The organism is Burkholderia sp. MSh2 (genome assembly GCF_000731655.1).
GTDB lineage: Bacteria > Pseudomonadota > Gammaproteobacteria > Burkholderiales > Burkholderiaceae > Burkholderia > Burkholderia paludis.
Map to the genome: position 1 here is coordinate 170,738 of NZ_JPGM01000008.1, position 19,522 is coordinate 190,259.

At 69.8% G+C, this 19,522-nt stretch carries 18 protein-coding genes; 16 read left to right on the forward strand and 2 right to left on the reverse strand.

Annotated elements, in window-relative coordinates:
• Positions 1 to 86 precede the first annotated feature (86 nt).
• The 3 genes from GQ57_RS07240 (at position 87) to GQ57_RS07250 (ending at position 3,082) form a co-directional block, all read left to right on the forward strand.
• Positions 87 to 1,388 carry a THUMP domain-containing class I SAM-dependent RNA methyltransferase gene (locus tag GQ57_RS07240; RefSeq protein ID WP_031402149.1) on the forward strand — a complete coding sequence of 434 codons (1,302 nt, stop codon included), beginning with the start codon at positions 87 to 89 and terminating at the stop codon, positions 1,386 to 1,388.
• 529 nt (positions 1,389 to 1,917) lie between these two features.
• Positions 1,918 to 2,322, forward strand: coding sequence for a VOC family protein (locus GQ57_RS07245; RefSeq protein ID WP_034197490.1), 405 nt, complete (start codon positions 1,918 to 1,920; stop codon positions 2,320 to 2,322).
• A 73-nt stretch (positions 2,323 to 2,395) separates the two neighbouring features.
• Complete coding sequence (locus GQ57_RS07250; RefSeq protein ID WP_031402147.1) at positions 2,396 to 3,082, forward strand: helix-turn-helix transcriptional regulator; 687 nt, start codon at positions 2,396 to 2,398, stop codon at positions 3,080 to 3,082.
• 94 nt (positions 3,083 to 3,176) lie between these two features.
• Here GQ57_RS07250 and GQ57_RS07255 read toward each other — a convergent pair whose 3' ends face one another.
• Positions 3,177 to 4,100, reverse strand: a complete 924-nt coding sequence (locus GQ57_RS07255; protein ID WP_034197491.1) for a carbon-nitrogen hydrolase family protein — start codon at positions 4,098 to 4,100, stop codon at positions 3,177 to 3,179.
• A gap of 80 nt (positions 4,101 to 4,180) precedes the next feature.
• On the opposite strand from GQ57_RS07255, the gene GQ57_RS07260 reads away from it, so the two are divergent.
• The 4 genes from GQ57_RS07260 to GQ57_RS07275 all read left to right on the forward strand — a co-directional run bounded on the left by GQ57_RS07260 (position 4,181) and on the right by GQ57_RS07275 (position 9,081).
• Positions 4,181 to 5,101, forward strand: a complete 921-nt coding sequence (locus tag GQ57_RS07260) for a LysR family transcriptional regulator (protein WP_034197492.1) — start codon at positions 4,181 to 4,183, stop codon at positions 5,099 to 5,101.
• A gap of 316 nt (positions 5,102 to 5,417) precedes the next feature.
• On the forward strand, positions 5,418 to 5,927 hold the full coding sequence (locus GQ57_RS07265; RefSeq protein WP_031402144.1) for an NUDIX hydrolase: 510 nt from the start codon (positions 5,418 to 5,420) through the stop codon (positions 5,925 to 5,927).
• Positions 5,924 to 7,063 (forward strand): tRNA 2-thiouridine(34) synthase MnmA, encoded by a 1,140-nt coding sequence (mnmA, locus tag GQ57_RS07270; RefSeq protein ID WP_031402143.1) that lies wholly within the window; start codon positions 5,924 to 5,926, stop codon positions 7,061 to 7,063. Before GQ57_RS07265 ends, mnmA begins: the two co-directional genes overlap by 4 nt.
• Before the next feature lie 398 nt (positions 7,064 to 7,461).
• Entirely contained in the window at positions 7,462 to 9,081 is a 1,620-nt protein-coding gene (locus tag GQ57_RS07275) for an FMN-binding glutamate synthase family protein (protein WP_031402142.1), read from the forward strand.
• Positions 9,082 to 9,198: 117 nt separating this feature from the next.
• Here the strand turns inward: GQ57_RS07275 and GQ57_RS07280 are convergent, their stop codons facing one another.
• Positions 9,199 to 9,810 (reverse strand): glutathione S-transferase family protein, encoded by a 612-nt coding sequence (locus tag GQ57_RS07280; protein WP_031402141.1) that lies wholly within the window; start codon positions 9,808 to 9,810, stop codon positions 9,199 to 9,201.
• Positions 9,811 to 9,995: 185 nt separating this feature from the next.
• Here GQ57_RS07280 and GQ57_RS07285 point away from each other — a divergent pair, with 185 nt between their 5' ends.
• The 9 genes from GQ57_RS07285 to GQ57_RS07325 all read left to right on the forward strand — a co-directional run bounded on the left by GQ57_RS07285 (position 9,996) and on the right by GQ57_RS07325 (position 19,227).
• On the forward strand, positions 9,996 to 11,381 hold the full coding sequence (locus GQ57_RS07285; protein WP_031402140.1) for an aminopeptidase P N-terminal domain-containing protein: 1,386 nt from the start codon (positions 9,996 to 9,998) through the stop codon (positions 11,379 to 11,381).
• Positions 11,382 to 11,421: 40 nt separating this feature from the next.
• A complete protein-coding gene (locus GQ57_RS07290; protein ID WP_031402139.1) occupies positions 11,422 to 12,609 on the forward strand; it encodes a UbiH/UbiF/VisC/COQ6 family ubiquinone biosynthesis hydroxylase in 1,188 nt (395 codons plus the stop codon).
• Positions 12,610 to 12,733: 124 nt separating this feature from the next.
• Positions 12,734 to 13,801 carry a tRNA dihydrouridine synthase DusB gene (dusB, locus tag GQ57_RS07295; RefSeq protein WP_031402138.1) on the forward strand — a complete coding sequence of 356 codons (1,068 nt, stop codon included), beginning with the start codon at positions 12,734 to 12,736 and terminating at the stop codon, positions 13,799 to 13,801.
• On the forward strand, positions 13,798 to 14,031 hold the full coding sequence (locus GQ57_RS07300; RefSeq protein WP_017333386.1) for a Fis family transcriptional regulator: 234 nt from the start codon (positions 13,798 to 13,800) through the stop codon (positions 14,029 to 14,031). Before dusB ends, GQ57_RS07300 begins: the two co-directional genes overlap by 4 nt.
• A 44-nt stretch (positions 14,032 to 14,075) precedes the next feature.
• Positions 14,076 to 15,641 (forward strand): bifunctional phosphoribosylaminoimidazolecarboxamide formyltransferase/IMP cyclohydrolase, encoded by a 1,566-nt coding sequence (gene purH, locus GQ57_RS07305; RefSeq protein WP_031402137.1) that lies wholly within the window; start codon positions 14,076 to 14,078, stop codon positions 15,639 to 15,641.
• 151 nt (positions 15,642 to 15,792) lie between these two features.
• Entirely contained in the window at positions 15,793 to 16,335 is a 543-nt protein-coding gene (gene ruvC, locus GQ57_RS07310) for a crossover junction endodeoxyribonuclease RuvC (RefSeq protein ID WP_031402136.1), read from the forward strand.
• A 154-nt stretch (positions 16,336 to 16,489) separates the two neighbouring features.
• The gene (gene ruvA, locus GQ57_RS07315; RefSeq protein ID WP_031402135.1) at positions 16,490 to 17,071 is read left to right on the forward strand and encodes a Holliday junction branch migration protein RuvA; all 582 of its coding nucleotides are present in this window, start codon (positions 16,490 to 16,492) and stop codon (positions 17,069 to 17,071) included.
• Positions 17,072 to 17,179: 108 nt separating this feature from the next.
• Positions 17,180 to 18,250 carry a Holliday junction branch migration DNA helicase RuvB gene (gene ruvB, locus GQ57_RS07320; protein WP_031402134.1) on the forward strand — a complete coding sequence of 357 codons (1,071 nt, stop codon included), beginning with the start codon at positions 17,180 to 17,182 and terminating at the stop codon, positions 18,248 to 18,250.
• Positions 18,251 to 18,273: 23 nt separating this feature from the next.
• Positions 18,274 to 19,227, forward strand: coding sequence for an oxygenase MpaB family protein (locus GQ57_RS07325; RefSeq protein ID WP_034197493.1), 954 nt, complete (start codon positions 18,274 to 18,276; stop codon positions 19,225 to 19,227).
• Positions 19,228 to 19,522 lie beyond the last annotated feature (295 nt).

The following is a 19,522-nucleotide window of genomic DNA, read 5'->3' on the forward strand; positions in this document are numbered from 1 at the left end:
TCGACCGGCGTCCGCACGCCGAAACGCCGGCCCCGGTCGCCCGCGCCGCGTACAATAGTGGACTTTTGCACGTCCTCACCCGCCTTATGTCCTCGCCCACCCTGTTCGAATTCTTCGCCCCCTGCCCGCGCGGCCTCGAAGCGGCGCTTGCCGCCGAGCTGGCCGAAATCGCCGGCCGCCATCTGAACGGCGCGCCGTTCACCGCGGGCGCGCAGGTGCCGGGCGGCGTCCATTTCAGCGGCGGCTGGGCCGCCGGCATGGCCGCGAACCTCCATTCGCGGATCGCGAGCCGGATCCTGCTGAAGATCGCGCACCGCGCCTACCGCAACGAGCAGGACGTCTACGCGCTCGCGCTCGAGCAGCCGTGGGAGCGCTGGTTCGCGGCAACGCAGACGCTGCGCGTCGACATCACCGCGATCAAGTCGCCGCTGAAGAGCCTCGAATTCGCGACGCTGCGCGTGAAGGACGCGATCTGCGACCGGATGCGCGACAAGACCGGCGCGCGCCCGAGCATCGACACGGGTGCGCCTGACGTGCGCGTGTTCGCGTTCCTGACGGCCAACGAGTGCACGCTCTACCTCGACACGTCGGGCGAGCCGCTGTTCAAGCGCGGCTGGCGGCTCGACAAGGGCGCGGCGCCGCTGCGCGAGAACCTCGCGGCCGGCATCCTGCGCCTGACGGGCTGGACGCCCGGCACCGCGCTGTATGACCCGATGTGCGGCAGCGGCACGTTCCTCGCGGAAGCCGCGCAGATCGCGCTCGGCGTGGCGCCCGGCGTCGAGCGCCGGTTCGGCTTCGAGAAACTCAAGCAGTACGACATCACCGCATGGCAGGGGCTGAAGGTCCCGGCGCTGGATGCGAAGCGCGCGGCGCGCGGCAGGCGCAACGATACGCTCGGCGTGTACGGCAGCGACATCTCCGGCGACATGCTCGAGAAGGCGCGCGCGAACCTCGAGCGCGCGGGCGTGCCGTCGGTGTGGCTCAAGCAGGTCGATGCGCGCGGGATGACGCCGCCGTGCGACGGGCCGGGCATCCTCCTCGCGAACCCGCCGTACGGCGAGCGGATCGAGGTACGCGGCCGCAGCGCGCGCGGCGAAGTGCGCGAAACCGGCCGCAACCGCGGCAACGACGACGCGTTCCGCCGCACGCACACCGACGCGCCGGACAGCGAATTCTTCAACGCGCTCGGCGATGCGCTGAAGCAGCGCTTCACGGGCTGGCAAGCGTTCCTGCTCACGTCCGACCGGTCGCTGCCCGGCCAGTTGCGACTGCGCGAATCGGCGAAGACGCCGCTGTTCAACGGCGCGCTCGAATGCCGGCTGTTCCGCTTCGACCTGATCGCCGGCAGCGTGAAGGCGCGCCCGGCCGCGCCGGAAGGCGACGCCTGAGCCGCAGCGCCCGGGCTCCGAACGGGTGGCCTGCACGGCCGCCGCTGCATCACTCGTAACGCCGCCGAAGCCGCACCTGCGGTTTCCGCGGCGTTCCCTTTTCAGCGCCTCGACGTCTTCCCGCACTGCGTCGTGAACGGCAGCACGCGCCCCGTTTCGGGCAGCGCCTTCCGGAGCGACGACACGACCGGCCACCCGCATCCCGCGCTCCATCTCCGGGCCGGCCATCCGCCCATCGTGCGTGACGGCCGGCTTCACGGCGCCCTCGCGCGGCCCGACGCGGCCGCTCGCGCACGACGCTCGGCTTCCCCCTGACGGCATACGCCGCGCGACGACCCGCCTGCGCGGCGGATCGTTCTGCGCCCCTTCTTCGACGAGGTCGACCCGCGACGGATCGTCGTCAAACCGTTGCCTGGCAGGGGTGACAACTCTACTGACAATACGGTGTCAGCAGCCCGCGGTCACACTTCAATCCCGGCGCAATGCAGCGCCGGCATCCCTACCGAACCCGAACGACAAGGAGCTCGTCATGACGTCCGCAACTGCCACCGCCACCCTGGAGCGCGCGATCGCGTGGTTCGACATTCCGTCCCTCGACTTCGACCGGGCGATCCGCTTCTACGAGACCGTGCTGCAAACGACGCTGCAGCGCACGGTGATCGGCGGCGTGCCGATGGCCACGTTCGAGCGCGAGGCGTCGAGCACGGGCGGCAGCATCGTGTTCGATCCGCAGCAGATGAAGCCGAGCGCGAACGGCGTGCTCGTCTACCTGAACGCCGGCGATTCGGTCGTTGCCACGCTCGAACGCGCGAAGCGCGCGGGCGGCGCGGTGCAGGGCTCGGTCGTCGAGCTGCCGAACAACTACGGCTACATCGGCTACCTGATCGATACCGAAGGCAACCGCGTCGGCCTGCACGCGCCGAAATGCCACTGAGCGCACCGGCCGTCGGGCCGGCGCGGCGCTATCATCGCGAAGTCCCCACTGCCGCAGGAGTCGAGGTGCCGTCATGACCCGCCGCGCCGACCGCCTGTTCCAGATCGCCGAGCTGCTGCGCGGGCGTCGTCTCACGACCGCGCAGCAACTGGCCGACTGGCTGTCGGTGTCGCCGCGCACGGTCTATCGCGACGTGCGCGACCTGCAACTGTCAGGGGTGCCGATCGAAGGCGAAGCCGGCATCGGGTACCGGCTGAACCGCAACGCGAGCCTGCCGCCGCTCACGTTCACGGCCGAGGAGCTTTCGGCGCTCGCCACCGGCGCGCGCATGCTCGAAACCTGGGGCGGGGCGCGCTTCGCGAGCGGCGCGCGCTCCGCGCTCGCCAAGATCGCGTCGGCAATGCCGGCCGACAAGCGCACGGCGCTCGACCGCCTGCCCGTGTTCGCACCGTCGTTCCACATCGACGAGACGTTCTGCGCGAAGGTCGACGCGATCCACCAGGCCATCGACACGCGCCACGTCGTCGGCTTCGACTATCGCGACCGGCTCGGCGCGCACTCGCAGCGCCGCGTATGGCCGCTCGGGCTCGTCTACTGGGGCGGGCGCTGGACGATCGGCGCGTGGTGCGAGCTGCGCGGCGATTTCCGCACCTTCGACATCGCCCGGATGGGCGACATCACCGTGCACGAGCAGTTTCCGGACATGGAAGGGCGGCGGATCGCCGATTACATGCGGATCGCGGAAGCGCCGATGCGCTGACCGCGCGAGACGGCCGGCACGCACTGCTTGCCGGCGCGCCGCCGCAACGCGCCCGGGCCGTGCCCACGCCCCGGCCCGCTCCCGGCCTACTCGCCTAGTCGCCGAACACCACCGTCCGCTTCGGCCGCTCGTCGACATGCAGCGAAAACACGTCGGGCCGTGCGTAATGCCCGACCACGTCGAAGTCGTAGCGGGCCCGCACGAGCTCGTCGGTATCGATGCGCGCGGTCACGAGCCCGGCCTCGCCGATCAGCGGCGCCGTCAACAGGTCGCCGAGCGGCCCGACGATCACGCTGCCGCCGCGAATCAGCGGCCGCTCCGGGTCCCAGCCCGGCACGTCGATGCCGAGCGCGCGCGGCGACGGCTGCACCTGGCACGCGCTGATCACGAAGCAGCGCCCCTCGTGCGCGATGTGTCGCATCGAGCTTTGCCACACGTCGCGCTCGTCGACGGTCGGCGCGCACCAGATCTGCACGCCCTTCGCGTACATCGCACAGCGCAGCAGCGGCATGTGGTTCTCCCAGCAGATCGCGGCGCCCGCGCGGCCTGCGGCGGTATCGACCACCGGCAGCGTCGAGCCGTCGCCCTGCCCCCAGATCAGCCGCTCGGTGCCGGTCGGCATCAGCTTGCGGTGCTTCGCGACGAGCCCGTCGCGCGGATCGAAGAACAGCGCCGTGCAGTACAGCGTGCTGCCGCCGCGCTCGATCACGCCGACCACGAGGCTCGCGCCCGTGCGCTGCGACAGCGCGGCCAGTTCGTCGGTTTCGGGCCCCGGCACCTCGATCGCCTGCGCGGCGTAGCGCGCATACGCGTCGCGGCCCTCGGGCAGCCGATAGCCGAGCCGCGTGCCGAAGATCTCGCCCTTCGGATAGCCACCGAGCACGGCCTCGGGCAGCACGACGAGCGATGCTCCGCTGTCGCGGATCGCGGTTTCGTAGCCGAGGATCGTGTCGAGCGTGGTGCGCGTGCCGGCGGGCGATGCGCCGATCTGAAGTGCCGCGATGACGGATGTGGACATGAGGGCGTCTCCGGTGAATGGGGTATCGCCATCTTTATCGATAAGATGTCATCGATCAAATCGATAGAACGATAAGTGTCATGAATCTGGATGATATCGCCCGCCTCGACCTGAACCTGCTCAAGGTATTCGAGGCACTGTACGAGGAAGGCGGCGCGAGCCGCGCGGCGCTGCGGCTCGGGCTCACGCAGTCGGCGGTGAGTGCGGCGCTGGCGCGGCTGCGCGTGATCTACGCCGATCCGCTGTTCGTACGCACCGGCCGCGGGCTTGCGCCGACGCCGCGCGCGGACGAACTGAAGCCGATCCTGTCCGATGCGCTCGACCGCTGCCGCGCAAGCCTCGCGATTGCCGCCGACGGCGGCGACCGGGTCGGCCGCACGATCTCGATCGGGCTGTCGGACGACTTCGAGATCGCGCTCGGCCGCGCGCTGATCAATGCGGTCGCGCGGGAGGCGGCCGGCATCCGGCTGATCTTCCGGCAGACGCACAGCGGCATCGCCGGCGACGCGCTGCTGCGACACGGCGTCGATCTCGCGATCGCGTCGGGCGGGTTTTCGGCGAACGGGCTCAGCCGGCGCGCGGTCGCGACGGGCAGCTATGCGTGCCTGATCGATCCGGCCGCCCGCACGCGGCCGCCGCGCACGCTGACGCTCGCCGATTTCCTGCGGCGCGACCACCTGCTCGTGTCGTCGGGCGGCGTGATCGGGATCGTCGACGAAGCATTGGCCGCGCTCGGCCACAAGCGGCGCGTTGCTGCATCGACCACGCATTTCGCCGCGTTGCCGTACCTGCTCGCCGGCTCCGACGCGGTGGCGACGATTCCCGCGCATGCGGCGCACGCGATCGCGCAATCGACGCCGTTGCGCGCACTCGCGTGCCCGGTCGACCTGCCGCGCTATCCGGTGGAAATCGGCTGGCGCACGAGCACGCAGCGCGACCCGGCGATCGTGCGCGTGCGCGACACGATTGCCGCGTGCGTCGCGAACCGGGTCGCGCCCTGAAGCGAAACCGGGCCGGGGCGAGCCGCCGGCAGGAACGATCCCTGCCCGGCGTAGCTGGATTGGCAGGGTTCGGGCCCGGAATGTCGCCGATGCCGGCCGGCTTGCGCGGTTCGGGCCGGTCGGGCCGCCCGTGAAGCGCCCGGCCGCGTTGCCGGGCGGGAACGACGCCACCGCCGCCGGGCCCGGCTCCACCGGCCGCCGCGCCTGCGCGCCGCCGGCGCCACCGCGCGCCGGCGGGACGGGCAGTCCACGAGGGTCGGATTCGTCTGATGAAGCGACCGGCAACGTTCGGTCGCAACCGGTAAAATGCCGAACCATGAAACCCGAAATCTGGACCCCGCATGTGACGGTTGCCGCGCTCGTCGAGCGCGCCGGCCGCTTTCTCGTGATCGAGGAAGAAACCTCGACGGGCCTGCGCATCAACCAGCCGGCCGGTCATCTCGAGGCCGGCGAGACGCTGGCCGACGCCGTGATCCGCGAAACGCTCGAGGAAACCGCGCACCCGTTCACGCCCGACGCGCTCGTCGGCGTCTATCTCGCGCACTACGACCGACCCGGCACCGCCGGCGCGACCTACCTGCGCTTCACGTTCTGCGGCACGGCCGGCGAGCCGGTCGCGGGCCATGCGCTCGACGAAGGCATCGTCCGCACGCTGTGGCTGACGGCCGACGAACTGCGCGCGTGCAGCGACCGTCACCGCTCGCCCGCGGTGATGCGCGGTGTCGACGACTACCTCGCCGGGCGGCGCATCCCGCTCGATTTCGTGCACACGCATTCGGTGGCGCCGCGCCCCGATGCATTCGAACGTCAGGCGGTCAGCAAATGAGCCGGCGCCGTGTAGTGGTAGGCATGTCGGGCGGCGTCGATTCGTCGGTGACCGCGTGGCTGCTGAAGGAACAGGGCTACGACGTGGTCGGCCTGTTCATGAAGAACTGGGAAGACGACGACGACGGCGAGTATTGCTCGACGCGCCAGGACTGGATCGACGTCGTGTCGGTGGCCGACCTGATCGGCATCGACGTGGAGGCCGTCAACTTCGCGGCGGAATACAAGGACCGCGTGTTCGCCGAATTCCTGCGCGAGTACTCGGCCGGCCGCACGCCCAACCCCGACGTGCTGTGCAACGCGGAGATCAAGTTCAAGGCGTTCCTCGATCACGCGATGTCGCTCGACGCGGAAATGATCGCGACCGGCCACTACGCGCGCGTGCGCGAGCGCGACGGGCGTTTCGAGCTGCTGAAGGCGTTCGATCATACGAAGGACCAGTCGTACTTCCTGCACCGCCTGAACCAGGCGCAACTGTCGAAGACGATGTTCCCGCTCGGCGAGATTCCAAAGACGAAGGTGCGCGAGATCGCCGCGCAGATCGGGCTGCCGAACGCGAAGAAGAAGGACTCGACCGGCATCTGCTTCATCGGCGAGCGACCGTTCCGCGATTTCCTGAACCGCTACCTGCCGACCCAGCCCGGCCCGATGAAGACCCCCGACGGCAAGATCGTCGGCGAGCACATCGGCCTCGCCTTCTACACGTTCGGCCAGCGCAAGGGCATCGGCCTCGGCGGCAGCAAGAGCGGCAGCGGCGAACCGTGGTTCGTCGCCGCGAAGGACATCGCGTCGAACACGCTGTACGTCGTGCAGGGCCACGATCATCCGTGGCTGCTGTCGCGGCAGCTCGTCGCCGGCAACGTGAGCTGGGTCGCCGGCACGCCGCCCGCCGAAGGCTTCGCGTGCGGCGCCAAGACGCGCTACCGGCAGGCCGACGCGGCCTGCGCATTCGGCGCCGCGACGCCCGGCCCGGCAGGCGAGCCGCGCTTCTCGCTCGCGTTCGACGACGCGCAGTGGGCCGTCACGCCCGGCCAGTCGGCCGTGCTGTACGACGGCGAGATCTGCCTCGGCGGGGGCATCATCGAAGCCGCGGCCGCCGACATGGCGGCGCGCGACACGCTCGCGGCCGCACGCTGATGCGGATCCGGCCGCGCGAGCCGCGCCGGCCGGACCCGCCCGCTCCGCTCGTCGCCCGCTTCACGCCGCACCGCTGCGCCGCGCACGGTTAAGTGCCGCCCGGCACGGGTCGCGCCGGACGCCATTCAATCGCGACGCGGCTTTCCGCGCCGGCCCCGCACCGCGTGCCGGCTCGCCTCCATACCGCCCTCCCCGCGCCTGCCGGCAGCCGCCGGCTCCGCAACGCGAGCTTCACGACACCCGTAGTAGACTCTCGACCATCGTGGGCGCCGGCGGCGACGGGTACGGCACGGGCAGCATGCCCGCCGGGCCTGCGCGACGCCTCGGGCGCCGACCTGCCGGCCGCCGCGCAACCCTGGCGACGTGACGGCCATCCGAACAATTACGATGGAGTCCCCATGTTTTCCCGACGCTATATCGCGATGTGGTGCGCGGTCCTGCTGTTCGTGGCCGTCGCGGCGCTCGCCGCCCGGCACGCGCTCGCGTGGCCGTGGCTCGTGATCCCGGCCGCCCTCGTCGCACTCGGCCTGTACGACCTGAAGCAGGACCGCCACGCGATCCTGCGCAACTATCCGCTCTGGGGCCACTTCCGCTTCCTGTTCGAATTCATCCGACCTGAAATCCGCCAGTATTTCGTCGAGGACGACACCGACGAGAAGCCGTTCTCGCGCGCGCAGCGCAGCCTCGTCTACCAGCGCGCGAAGAACGTCGCCGACAACCGCCCGTACGGCACCGAGCTGAACGTGAAGGCCGTCGCGCACGAATGGATCAGCCACTCGCTCGCGCCGACCAGGCTGCCGAACCACGATTTCCGCATCCGCGTCGGCGCGAATCGCGCGCAACCGTACGACATCTCGATCTTCAACATCTCGGCGATGAGCTTCGGCTCGCTGTCCGCGAACGCAATCCGCTCGCTGAACCTCGGCGCGAAGAAAGGCGGGTTCGCGCACGACACGGGCGAAGGCTCGCTGTCGAAATACCACCGCGAGAACGGCGGCGACATCATCTGGGAAATCGCGTCCGGCTACTTCGGCTGCCGCAACGACGACGGCACGTTCAACCCCGACAAGTTCGCGAAGCAGGCCGCCGATCCGCAGGTCAAGATGATCGAGGTCAAGCTGTCGCAGGGCGCGAAGCCGGGCCACGGCGGCGTGCTGCCGGCCGCGAAGATCACGCCGGAAATCGCCGAGACGCGCGGCGTGCCGATGGGCAAGGACTGCATCTCTCCCGCGACGCACTCGGAGTTCTCGACGCCGCGCGGGCTGCTCGAATTCGTCGAACGGCTGCGCACGCTGTCGGGCGGCAAGCCGACCGGCTTCAAGCTGTGCATCGGGCATCCGTGGGAATTCTTCGGGATCGCGAAGGCGATGCTCGAAACGGGCATCGTGCCGGACTTCATCGTCGTCGACGGCGCGGAAGGCGGCACGGGCGCGGCGCCGCTCGAATTCACCGACCATGTCGGCGTGCCGCTGCAGGAAGGGCTGCTGCTGGTGCACAACACGCTCGTCGGCATCGGCGTGCGCGATCGCGTGAAGATCGGCGCGAGCGGCAAGATCATCACCGCGTTCGACGTCGCCCGTACGCTCGCGATCGGCGCGGACTGGGTGAACTCGGCGCGCGGCTTCATGTTCGCGGTCGGCTGCATCCAGGCGCAGACCTGCCACACGGGCCGCTGCCCGACCGGCGTCGCGACGCAGGACCCGGTGCGCCAGCGCGCGCTCGTGGTGCCCGACAAGGCGGACCGCGTGTACAACTTCCACCGCAATACGCTGCACGCGCTGCAGGAACTCGTCCAGGCGGCCGGCCTCGCGCATCCGTCGGAACTGCGCGCGCACCATATCGTGCAGCGCGTCGCGCCGCACGAAGTCCGGCTGATGTCGCAGTTGCTGAAGTACCTCAAGCCCGGCTCGCTGCTCGACGGACAGACCTGCGGCTTCACGCTGTACGACAAGTGGTGGCCGATCGCGCGCAGCGATTCGTTCACGCTCGGCGACGCCGTGTACGCGTCGATCGATTGACGCGGCCGGCCGCACCGCACCGGTGGCGGCCGCGGCTCGCGCAGCAAAAAGAAAAGCGCCCCGCGGGGCGCTTTTCTTTCGTCTGCCGAATGCGCGAGTGAATCCGGACGCCGCGGCTCAGTTCTGCGGCAGCGTATCGGCGAACGACTGCCGCTGCTGCAGTTTCACGAAGTGCTTGTCGAGATTCGGGTGGCGATCGCGCCAGTTGAGCTCGGGCATCCGGAAGTCGAGGTAGCCGAGCGCGCAGCCGAGCGCGATGTCGGCGAGCGTGTAATGATTACCGACGCACCACATCTTGCCGCCGAGCCCCTGCGACATCGCGACGAGGCCGTCGTCGATCTTGCGTTGCTGGCGCGCGATCCAGCTCGGGCTGCGCTGCGCCTCGTCGCGCATCGTATGTTCGACGCGAATCGCGACTGCCGCCTCGAGCACGCCGTCGCCCAGCGCTTCCCAGCAGCGCACCTCGAGGCGCTCGCGACCCGACGGCGGAATCAGCTTGCCGACCGGCGACAGCGTATCGACGTATTCGCAGATCACGCGGGAATCGAACACCGCGGCGCCATCCTCCATCACGAGACACGGGACCTTGCCGAGCGGGTTCGATGCATGAATGTCCGTCTCCGGCGCCCATACGTTCTCGAGCTCCAGCTTGTAGTCGATCTTCTTTTCGGCAAGCACGATCCGCGCCTTTCGGACGTACGGGCTGCTGAGCGAACCGATTAATTTCATCATCTGCCTTTTTAAGGGAACCGCCGAGAGTATACGTTGTCGCCGATCATAACCGGCCAGCGGCGCACGGTAGAAAATCGCCCGGCCGGCCTGTGGATGGTTTGCAACAACCGTCGCGCGGGCCTTCCGGCGCGGTTCGCAGCCGCCCTCTCACGCGTGGCGTCCCGCGGCGCTACAATCGCACGATGAATGCGCCCCTCGATACCGCCATCGCCGTCGACGTCTACCGCCAGCGCCGTGAACGCGTGCTCGCCGCACTGCGCGCCGCGGGCGGCGGCGTCGCCATCGTCCCCACCGCGCCGGAACTGCTGCGCAACCGCGATACGACCTACCCGTACCGGTTCGACAGCTACTTCCACTACCTGACGGGCTTCACCGAGCCGGATGCCGTGCTCGTGCTGAACGCGGCCGCGCCGCACGGCGCGCCGCAGTCGATCCTGTTCTGCCGCGGCAAGAATGCCGAGCGCGAAATCTGGGAAGGCTTCCACTACGGGCCCGACGCCGCGCGCGACGGATTCGGCTTCGACGCGGCGTTCGCGGTCGACGTGATCGATACCGAGATGCCGCGCCTGCTCGCCGATGCCGGAACCGTGCACTACCGGTTCGGCGCGTCGGCCGACTTCGACCGCCAGCTCGCAGGCTGGATCGATGCGGTGCGCGCCCTGGCCCGCACGGGCGTCGCCGCGCCGGACGCGCTGCTCGACCTCACGCCGCTGCTCGACGACATGCGGCTCGTGAAGGACGAGCACGAGCTCGCGGTCATGATGCGCGCCGCGCACATCTCCGCGCTCGCGCATCGCCGCGCGATGCAGGCGTGCCGCCCCGGCGTCCGCGAATACGAACTCGAAGCCGAGCTGCTGTACGTGTTCCGCAAGCACGGCGCGCAGTCGCCCGCGTACGGCTCGATCGTCGCGGCCGGCGCGAACGCGTGCGTGCTGCACTACCCGGCCGGCAACGCGGCCGCGAAGGACGGCGACCTGATCCTGATCGACGCCGCATGCGAACTCGACGGCTACGCGTCGGACATCACGCGCACGTTCCCGGCCAACGGACGCTTCTCGCCCGCGCAGCGCACGCTGTACGACATCGTGCTCGCCGCGCAGCAGGCAGCGATCGACGCGACGCGCGCCGGCGTGCCGTTCGAGGCGCCGCACGACGCCGCGGTGCGCGTGCTCGCGCAGGGGCTGCTCGACACCGGCATCATCCCGAAAGCACGTTTCTCGAACGTCGACGACGTGATCGCCGAGCGCGCCTACACGCGCTTCTACATGCACCGCACCGGCCACTGGATCGGCATGGACGTGCACGACTGCGGCGACTACCGCGAGCGGCTCGCCGCGCGCGACGGCAACGGCGCGCTGCCGTGGCGCACGCTGAAGGCCGGCATGACGCTGACAGTCGAGCCCGGCCTGTACGTCCGCGCGGCCGACGACGTGCCGCCCGAGTACTGGAACATCGGCATCCGCATCGAGGACGACGCGATCGTGCGCGAGCACGGCTGCGAACTGATCACGCGGGGCGTGCCCGTCGCCGCGGACGAGATCGAAGCGCTGATGCGCGCGGGCGCATGACCGGCTGCCGCCGACCGTTACCTCCGTTTCACGAATCAAGATGACGACCGCCTCCTCCCCGGCCACGCCGGACTACGACCTCGCCGTCGTCGGCGCGGGCCCCGTCGGGCTCGCGCTCGCCGGCTGGCTCGCGCGCCGCAGCGCCACGCGACACGCGTCGATCGCGCTGATCGACGCGCGCGAGCCGGCCGCGAGCGCAAACGACCCGCGCGCGATCGCCGTATCGCACGGCAGCCGCGTGCTGCTCGACACGCTCGCATGGCCCGCCGACGCGACCCCGATCGAACACATCCACGTTTCGCAGCGCGGCCACTTCGGTCGCACGCTGATCGACCGCGACGAGCACGGCGTCGCCGCGCTCGGCTACGTCGTGCGCTACGGCGCGATCGTGCAGGCGCTCGCGGGCGCGGTGCGCGGCACGCGCGTCGACTGGCTCACGTCGACCACCGCGCGCGCGCCGCAGCAGGATGCCGACGGCGTCACGCTGACGCTCGACGGCCCGCAGGGCGAGCGCACGCTGCGGGCGCGCATCGTCATCAATGCCGAAGGCGGGCTGTTCCAGGAACACGAAGCCGATGCCGGCAAGCATCGCCGCGACTACGGGCAGACCGCGCTCGTCGGCACGGTCACGGTATCGGCGCCGCGCCCGAACGTCGCCTGGGAGCGCTTCACCGACGAAGGCCCGCTCGCGCTGCTGCCGCTCGGCGGGCCGCGCCAGGCCGAGTACGCGCTCGTCTGGTGCTGCACGCCCGACGCAGCGGCGCGCCGCGCCGCACTGCCCGACGACGCGTTCCTGCGCGAACTCGGCAGCGCGTTCGGCGCGCGCATGGGCGACTTCGTCGCGATCGCGGGCCGCGCGTCGTTCCCGCTCGGCCTGAGCGCCGCGCAGACGCTCGTCAGCGGCCGCGTCGCGATCGTCGGCAACGCCGCGCAAACGCTGCATCCCGTCGCGGGCCAGGGGCTCAACCTCGGGCTGCGCGATGCGCATACGCTCGTCGACACGCTGTCCGCGCAAGGCTTCGAAACGACCGCGCTGGCCGCCTTCAATGCGCGCCGCGCGCTCGACCGGCGCTTCACGATCGGTGCGACCGACACGCTGGCGCGACTGTTCACGATCGGCGCGGGCCCGCTCCCGCTGCTGCGCGGCGCCGCGCTCACCGCGCTGGAATTCGTGCCGCCGCTCAAGCAGGCGATCGCGCGCCAGATGATGTTCGGCCAGCGCAACTGACGCGCAGCACGCACAGCGGCGCCATACAAACCGGGTCAAATCGGCGGGGCACGGGAATACGGTAAAATGCGCGTTTCCGTCTGCCCTTTCCCTGCCCGCGCCTGTCGCGGGCGGTGCCATTGCGATGCCCGTTATCGGCCCTCACGTATTGCGTAACAACCTGTTCGTCGCCCCGATGGCCGGCGTGACGGATCGTCCGTTCCGCCAGCTCTGCAAGCGGCTCGGGGCCGGTTACGCCGTGTCCGAGATGGTCGCCTCCAACGCGCAGCTGTGGAAAAGCGCGAAGACGATGCGACGCGCGAACCACGAAGGCGAGGTAGAGCCGATCGCGGTGCAGATCGCGGGCGCCGATCCGGCGATGATGGCCGAGGCGGCCCGCTACAACGTCGACAACGGCGCGCAGATCATCGACATCAACATGGGCTGCCCGGCGAAGAAGGTCTGCAACGTCGCGGCCGGCTCCGCGCTGCTGCAGAACGAGCCGCTCGTGCAGCGGATCGTCGAGGCCGTCGTCGCGGCGGTCGGCACGGGGCCCGATGCGGTGCCCGTCACGCTGAAGATCCGCACGGGCTGGGATCGCGAGCACCGGAACGCGATCACGGTCGCGCGCCTGGCCGAAGCCGCCGGCATCTCGATGCTCACCGTGCATGGCCGCACCCGCGCCGACCTGTACCGCGGCGACGCCGAATACGAAACCATCGCGGCCGTGAAGGCCGCCGTGCGGATTCCGGTGGTCGCGAACGGCGACATCACGTCGCCCGCGAAGGCGAAGGCCGTGCTCGATGCCACGGGCGCCGACGCCCTGATGATCGGTCGTGCCGCGCAAGGTCGGCCGTGGCTGTTCCGCGAAATCGATCATTTCCTGCAAACCGGCGAGCTGCTGCCCCCGCCGCGGATCGACGAGATCCAGCACGTGATGAACGAGCACCTGGAAGACCACTACGCTTTCTATGGCGAATTCACGGGAGTCCGTACTGCGCGCAAGCACATCGGCTGGTACACTCGCGGCCTTTCCGGTGCCAACGGGTTCCGGCACAGGATGAACACGCTCGATTCCTCCCGCGAGCAGCTCGCCGCCGTCAATGCATTCTTCGAGGCGCAAAAAGCGCTGTCGGACCACCTCGTCTACGTCGATGACGAAGAGGAAAACGGCCAGGGCGAGTCGGACGACCATAACCAGTTAGCAGCATGAGCAAGCACAACATCGAACAATGTGTCCGCGAGAGCCTGGACGTGTATTTCCGGGATCTAGACGGCTCCAATCCGCACGACGTCTATGAAATGGTGATGTCCTGCGTCGAAAAGCCGATGCTCGAGGTCGTGCTCGACCAGGCAGGCGGCAACCAGTCACTCGCCGCGGAGTACCTCGGCATCAACCGCAATACGCTGCGCAAGAAGCTGCAGCAGCACGGCCTGCTGTAGGCAGCCGTCCCGTCCCCGTTTCCCTGGCTATTGGTGGTTCCATCATGATCAAGCAAGCGCTCATTTCCGTTTCCGACAAGACCGGCATCGTCGACTTCGCGAAGTCGCTGTCCGACCTCGGCGTCAAGCTGCTGTCGACGGGCGGCACCGCGAAACTGCTCGCCGACGCGGGCCTGCCCGTGACCGAAGTGGCCGATTACACGGGCTTTCCGGAAATGCTCGATGGGCGCGTGAAGACGCTCCACCCGAAGGTGCACGGCGGCATCCTCGCCCGGCGCGACCTGCCCGAGCACATGCAGGCACTGGAACAGCACGGCATCCCGACGATCGACCTGCTCGTCGTGAACCTGTACCCGTTCGTCGCGACGATCGCGAAGGACGACTGCACGCTCGCCGACGCGATCGAGAACATCGACATCGGCGGCCCGACGATGCTGCGCTCGGCCGCGAAAAACCATCGCGACGTGACGGTCGTCGTCGATCCGGCCGACTACGCGGTCGTGCTCGACGAGATGAAGGCGAACGGCAACGCGGTCGGCTACGCGACCAACTTCCGCCTCGCGACGAAGGTGTTCGCGCACACCGCGCAGTACGACGGCGCGATCACGAACTACCTGACGAGCCTGACCGACGAGCTGAAGCACGCCTCGCGCAGCGCCTACCCGGCGACGCTGAACATGGCGTTCGACAAGGTGCAGGACCTGCGCTACGGCGAGAACCCGCACCAGAGCGCGGCGTTCTACCGCGACCTCGCGACGCCGGCCGGCGCGCTGGCGAACTACCGCCAGCTGCAGGGCAAGGAACTGTCGTACAACAACATCGCGGATTCGGACGCGGCATGGGAATGCGTGAAGACGTTCGACGCGCCGGCCTGCGTGATCATCAAGCATGCGAACCCGTGCGGCGTCGCGGTCGGCAACGATTCGGCCGATGCGTACGCAAAGGCGTTCCAGACCGACCCGACTTCCGCGTTCGGCGGCATCATCGCGTTCAACCGCGAAGTCGACGAGGCGGCTGCGCAAGCCGTCGCGAAGCAGTTCGTCGAAGTGCTGATCGCGCCGTCGTTCTCCGACGCCGCGAAGCAGGTATTCGCCGCGAAGCAGAACGTGCGCCTGCTCGAAATCGCGCTCGGCGACGGCCATAACGCATTCGACCTGAAGCGCGTGGGCGGCGGCCTGCTCGTGCAGTCGCTCGACGCGAAGAACGTCCAGCCGCACGAGCTGCGCGTCGTCACGAAGCGCCACCCGACGCCGAAGGAAATGGACGACCTGCTGTTCGCATGGCGCGTCGCGAAGTACGTGAAGTCGAACGCGATCGTGTTCTGCGGCAACGGCATGACGCTCGGCGTCGGCGCCGGCCAGATGAGCCGCGTCGATTCCGCGCGCATCGCGAGCATCAAGGCGCAGAATGCGGGCCTGACGCTGGCCGGCTCGGCCGTCGCGTCGGATGCGTTCTTCCCGTTCCGCGACGGCCTCGACGTCGTCGTGGCGGCCGGCGCGACCTGCGTGATCCAGCCGGGCGGCTCGGTGCGCGACGACGAAGTGATCGCCGCGGCCGACGAGCACAACATCGCGATGATCCTGACCGGCGTGCGCCACTTCCGTCACTGATCTCACGCGGCCCGCGCGGCCGCGCCATGCAGGCCCGGCGGCGTTGCACCCGCCGGGTTTTTTATTGCGCGGCGCGTTCGCGTGCGACCGTGCGGCCGGCTTGCCGCACCATTCGTTGTAGTATCGCTGCATCCTGCATTTCTCCTCACTCATGCGAATTCTCGGCATCGACCCCGGCCTGCGCGTCACCGGCTTCGGCGTGATCGACGTCAGCGGCCACCGGCTCGCTTACGTCACGAGCGGCGTGATCCGCACGCCGACCGCCGACCTGGCCACCCGGCTCGGCACGATCTTCCAGGGCGTCTCGACGATCGTGCGCGAACATGCGCCCGACCAGGCCGCGATCGAAAAGGTGTTCGTCAACGTGAACCCGCAGTCGACGCTACTGCTCGGCCAGGCGCGCGGCGCCGCGATCTGCGGCCTCGTCGCGGGCGGCCTGCCGGTTGCCGAATACACGGCGCTGCAACTCAAGCAGGCCGTCGTCGGCTACGGCCGCGCGACCAAGGCGCAGATGCAGGAAATGGTCACGCGACTGCTCAGCCTCTCCGGCCAGCCGGGCTCCGACGCCGCCGACGCGCTCGGCATGGCGATCTGCCATGCCCACGGCGGCAACACGCTCGACACGCTCGGCGGCCTCGCGCCGGCGCTCGTGAAGAAAGGGCTGCGCGTACGACGCGGGCGGCTGGTCGGCTGACGCCCGCGCGCCCTCGCCCGGCGCGCAGGGCCGACCGTTCCGGGCGCACGCGACGCGCCTCCGGCGCGCATCGTGCCGGCCCGGTGGCCGATCGCGTCGGCATGGCGCCGCACCTGCGCTACACTCGCGCTTTATTCCTCGCATCCCGCCATCCATGATCGGTCGCATCGCCGGCATCCTGCTCGAAAAGAACCCGCCTCACCTGCTCGTCGACTGCAACGGCGTCGGCTACGAAATCGACGTGCCGATGAGCACCTTCTACAACCTGCCGCAAACGGGCGAGCGCATCGTGCTGCTCACGCAGCAGATCGTCCGCGAGGACGCGCACCTGCTGTACGGGTTCCTCACGCCGCAGGAGCGCACGACCTTCCGCGAGTTGCTGAAGATCACCGGCATCGGCGCGCGCATGGCGCTGGCCGTGCTGTCCGGCATGAGCGTGCAGGAGCTCGCGCAGGCCGTGACGATGCAGGACGCCGCGCGCCTCACGCGCCTGCCCGGGATCGGCAAGAAAACGGCCGAACGCCTGCTGCTCGAGCTGAAGGGCAAGCTCGGCGCCGACCTCGGCGCGCTCGCCGGCGCGGCGTCGCCGTCCGACCACGCGACCGACATCCTCAACGCGCTGCTCGCGCTCGGCTACTCCGAGAAGGAAGGCCTCGCCGCGATCAAGAACGTGCCTGCCGGCACCGGCGTGTCCGAAGGCATCAAGCTCGCGCTGAAGGCGCTGTCGAAGGCGTAACGCGTAACAGGTCGGGCCGTCGAAGCCAGTGTCGCGCGGTCGCGCGGCGCTCGCCAGTCGGCCGTTCGGCCAGGTGGGCCCGGGGTCGGCGCGCGGTACAATGGCCGCATGATTGAAACCGACAAACTCGCCACCGAGCAGCGGATCATCGCCGCCACGCCCGCCTCGTCGCACGAGGAGGTGTTCGAACGTGCGCTGCGGCCGCGCCAGCTCGACGACTACGTCGGCCAGGAAAAGGTGCGCGGCCAGCTCGAGATCTTCATCGAAGCCGCGAAGCGCCGCTCCGAGCCGCTCGATCACGTGCTGCTGTTCGGGCCGCCGGGCCTCGGCAAGACGACGCTCGCGCACATCATTGCGCGCGAGATGGGCGTGAACCTGCGCCAGACGTCGGGCCCCGTGCTCGAGCGCGCGGGCGATCTCGCCGCGCTGCTGACGAACCTCGAAGCGAACGACGTGCTGTTCATCGACGAGATCCACCGTCTGTCGCCGGTCGTCGAGGAAATCCTGTATCCGGCACTCGAGGATTACCAGATCGACATCATGATCGGCGAGGGGCCGGCCGCGCGCAGCGTGAAGCTCGACCTGCAGCCCTTCACGCTGGTCGGCGCGACCACCCGCGCGGGGATGCTGACCAACCCGCTGCGCGACCGCTTCGGGATCGTCGCGCGCCTCGAGTTCTACGACGCCGATCAGCTGTCGCGCATCGTGCGGCGCTCGGCGTCGCTGCTGAACGCGCAGATCGATCCGAACGGCGCGCTGGAAATCGCGAAGCGCTCGCGCGGCACGCCGCGGATCGCGAACCGGCTGCTGCGCCGCGTGCGCGACTTCGCGGAAGTGAAGGCCGACGGCCAGATCACCGCGGCCGTGGCCGATGCCGCGCTCGCGATGCTCGACGTCGATCCGGTCGGCTTCGACCTGATGGACCGCAAGCTGCTCGAGGCGATCCTGTACAAGTTCGACGGCGGCCCGGTCGGCATCGACAACCTCGCGGCGGCAATCGGCGAGGAGCGCGACACGATCGAGGACGTACTCGAACCGTACCTGATCCAGCAGGGCTTCCTGCAGCGCACGCCGCGCGGGCGCGTGGCGACGCTGCTCACCTATCGCCACTTCGGGCTCTCCGCGCCGGACACCGGCCGCCCCGAACGCGGCGAGTGGGACACGCCCGACGGGAAGTAACCCGTCCCCCGAGCCGCCCTGCCATGACGACGCCCCCCAGCCGCCACCCCGCCGCACCCGCAACGGGCCCGCGCTGGGCCGAGCCGATCCGCAAGCGGCTCGTGGCCGGCGTCACGCACCTGACGGCGGGCGGCGGCGGTCCGTCGATCGACCTCTCTTCGCCACCCGGGGATCCGGGGCTGTTCGGCCCCGACGCCGTCTGCTGGCGCGTGCATGCCGATTTCACGTCGATGATGACGGGCGGCATCGCCGCGCTGCTGCTGCAGGCGCTCCATCCGCTCGCGCTCGCCGGTGTCTGGGATCACTCGTCGTTTCGCACCGACATCCTCGGCCGCCTGCGGCGCACCGCCACGTTCATCACGGGCACGACGTTCGGCAGCCGCGCGGACGCGCTGGCGCTGATCGAGCGCGTGAAAACGATCCATGCGCGCATCTCGGGCACCGCGCCCGACGGCCGGCCGTACCGCGCCGACGATCCCGCCTTGCTCACGTGGGTGCATGTCGCGGAAGTGTCGAGCTTTCTCGCCGCGCATCTGCGCTACGTGAATCCGTCGCTGCCGGGCGAACTGCAGGACGACTACTACGCCGAAACGGCATTGATCGCCGAACTGCTCGGCGCGCATGACGTGCCGCGTTCGCGCGCCGAGGTCGCCGCGTATCTCGCCCGCATGCAGCCCGAACTCGAGGCCGGGCCGCGCACGTTCGACGTGATGGAGATCCTGCTGAATGCGCCGGTCGCAACGCCCGCGCTGCGGCCGGCCGCCTCGCTGATGATGCACGCGGGGATCGACCTGCTGCCGCCGTGGGCGCAGCGCATGCTCGGCGTATCGGCGTTCGCGCCGCTGCGGCGCGTGCTGGTCCGGCCCGGCGTACGGGCCGTCGCGCCCGTCCTGCGCTGGGCGCTCGTCAACGGCGCGTCGAAGCGCGCGCGGCGCCGCGCCGCCGCGGCGCCGCCCGACGGCGCCCCGCCAGCCTGACGCGCGGCTTTCACGAATCATTTCAAATTGCTGTCAAATACCTGTGACAAGCTGACGGGCTTGCACCCGCGCGCGGCCGCATGTGCCGCACCTCTCGCACGTCCGCCCGCGCGGTGTCCCGCCAACCCGACCGACACCCGATGCCCGCGATGCCCCGCCTGCCGATCCGTTTCGCCCTGGCCGCCAGCCTGTCCACCGTCTTGGCCCTCGCCGCGTGCGGCGGCGACGATGTCACCGCCGTCGCACGCGCGGACGCGCAACCGCCGTCCGCCGGCACCCCGACGCCGCCCGGGAT

Coding starts and splice junctions, on each gene's coding strand:
- GQ57_RS07300 (WP_017333386.1), top strand. CDS start 13,798: ATGAGCAAGCACAACATCGAACAATGTGTCCGCGAGAGCCTGGACGTG.
- GQ57_RS07290 (WP_031402139.1), top strand. CDS start 11,422: ATGACGACCGCCTCCTCCCCGGCCACGCCGGACTACGACCTCGCCGTC.
- GQ57_RS07280 (WP_031402141.1), bottom strand. CDS start 9,810: ATGAAATTAATCGGTTCGCTCAGCAGCCCGTACGTCCGAAAGGCGCGG.
- GQ57_RS07285 (WP_031402140.1), top strand. CDS start 9,996: ATGAATGCGCCCCTCGATACCGCCATCGCCGTCGACGTCTACCGCCAG.
- ruvA (WP_031402135.1), top strand. CDS start 16,490: ATGATCGGTCGCATCGCCGGCATCCTGCTCGAAAAGAACCCGCCTCAC.
- GQ57_RS07265 (WP_031402144.1), top strand. CDS start 5,418: ATGAAACCCGAAATCTGGACCCCGCATGTGACGGTTGCCGCGCTCGTC.
- GQ57_RS07275 (WP_031402142.1), top strand. CDS start 7,462: ATGTTTTCCCGACGCTATATCGCGATGTGGTGCGCGGTCCTGCTGTTC.
- dusB (WP_031402138.1), top strand. CDS start 12,734: ATGCCCGTTATCGGCCCTCACGTATTGCGTAACAACCTGTTCGTCGCC.
- GQ57_RS07240 (WP_031402149.1), top strand. CDS start 87: ATGTCCTCGCCCACCCTGTTCGAATTCTTCGCCCCCTGCCCGCGCGGC.
- GQ57_RS07325 (WP_034197493.1), top strand. CDS start 18,274: ATGACGACGCCCCCCAGCCGCCACCCCGCCGCACCCGCAACGGGCCCG.
- GQ57_RS07255 (WP_034197491.1), bottom strand. CDS start 4,100: ATGTCCACATCCGTCATCGCGGCACTTCAGATCGGCGCATCGCCCGCC.
- purH (WP_031402137.1), top strand. CDS start 14,076: ATGATCAAGCAAGCGCTCATTTCCGTTTCCGACAAGACCGGCATCGTC.
- GQ57_RS07250 (WP_031402147.1), top strand. CDS start 2,396: ATGACCCGCCGCGCCGACCGCCTGTTCCAGATCGCCGAGCTGCTGCGC.
- GQ57_RS07260 (WP_034197492.1), top strand. CDS start 4,181: ATGAATCTGGATGATATCGCCCGCCTCGACCTGAACCTGCTCAAGGTA.
- ruvC (WP_031402136.1), top strand. CDS start 15,793: ATGCGAATTCTCGGCATCGACCCCGGCCTGCGCGTCACCGGCTTCGGC.
- mnmA (WP_031402143.1), top strand. CDS start 5,924: ATGAGCCGGCGCCGTGTAGTGGTAGGCATGTCGGGCGGCGTCGATTCG.
- ruvB (WP_031402134.1), top strand. CDS start 17,180: ATGATTGAAACCGACAAACTCGCCACCGAGCAGCGGATCATCGCCGCC.
- GQ57_RS07245 (WP_034197490.1), top strand. CDS start 1,918: ATGACGTCCGCAACTGCCACCGCCACCCTGGAGCGCGCGATCGCGTGG.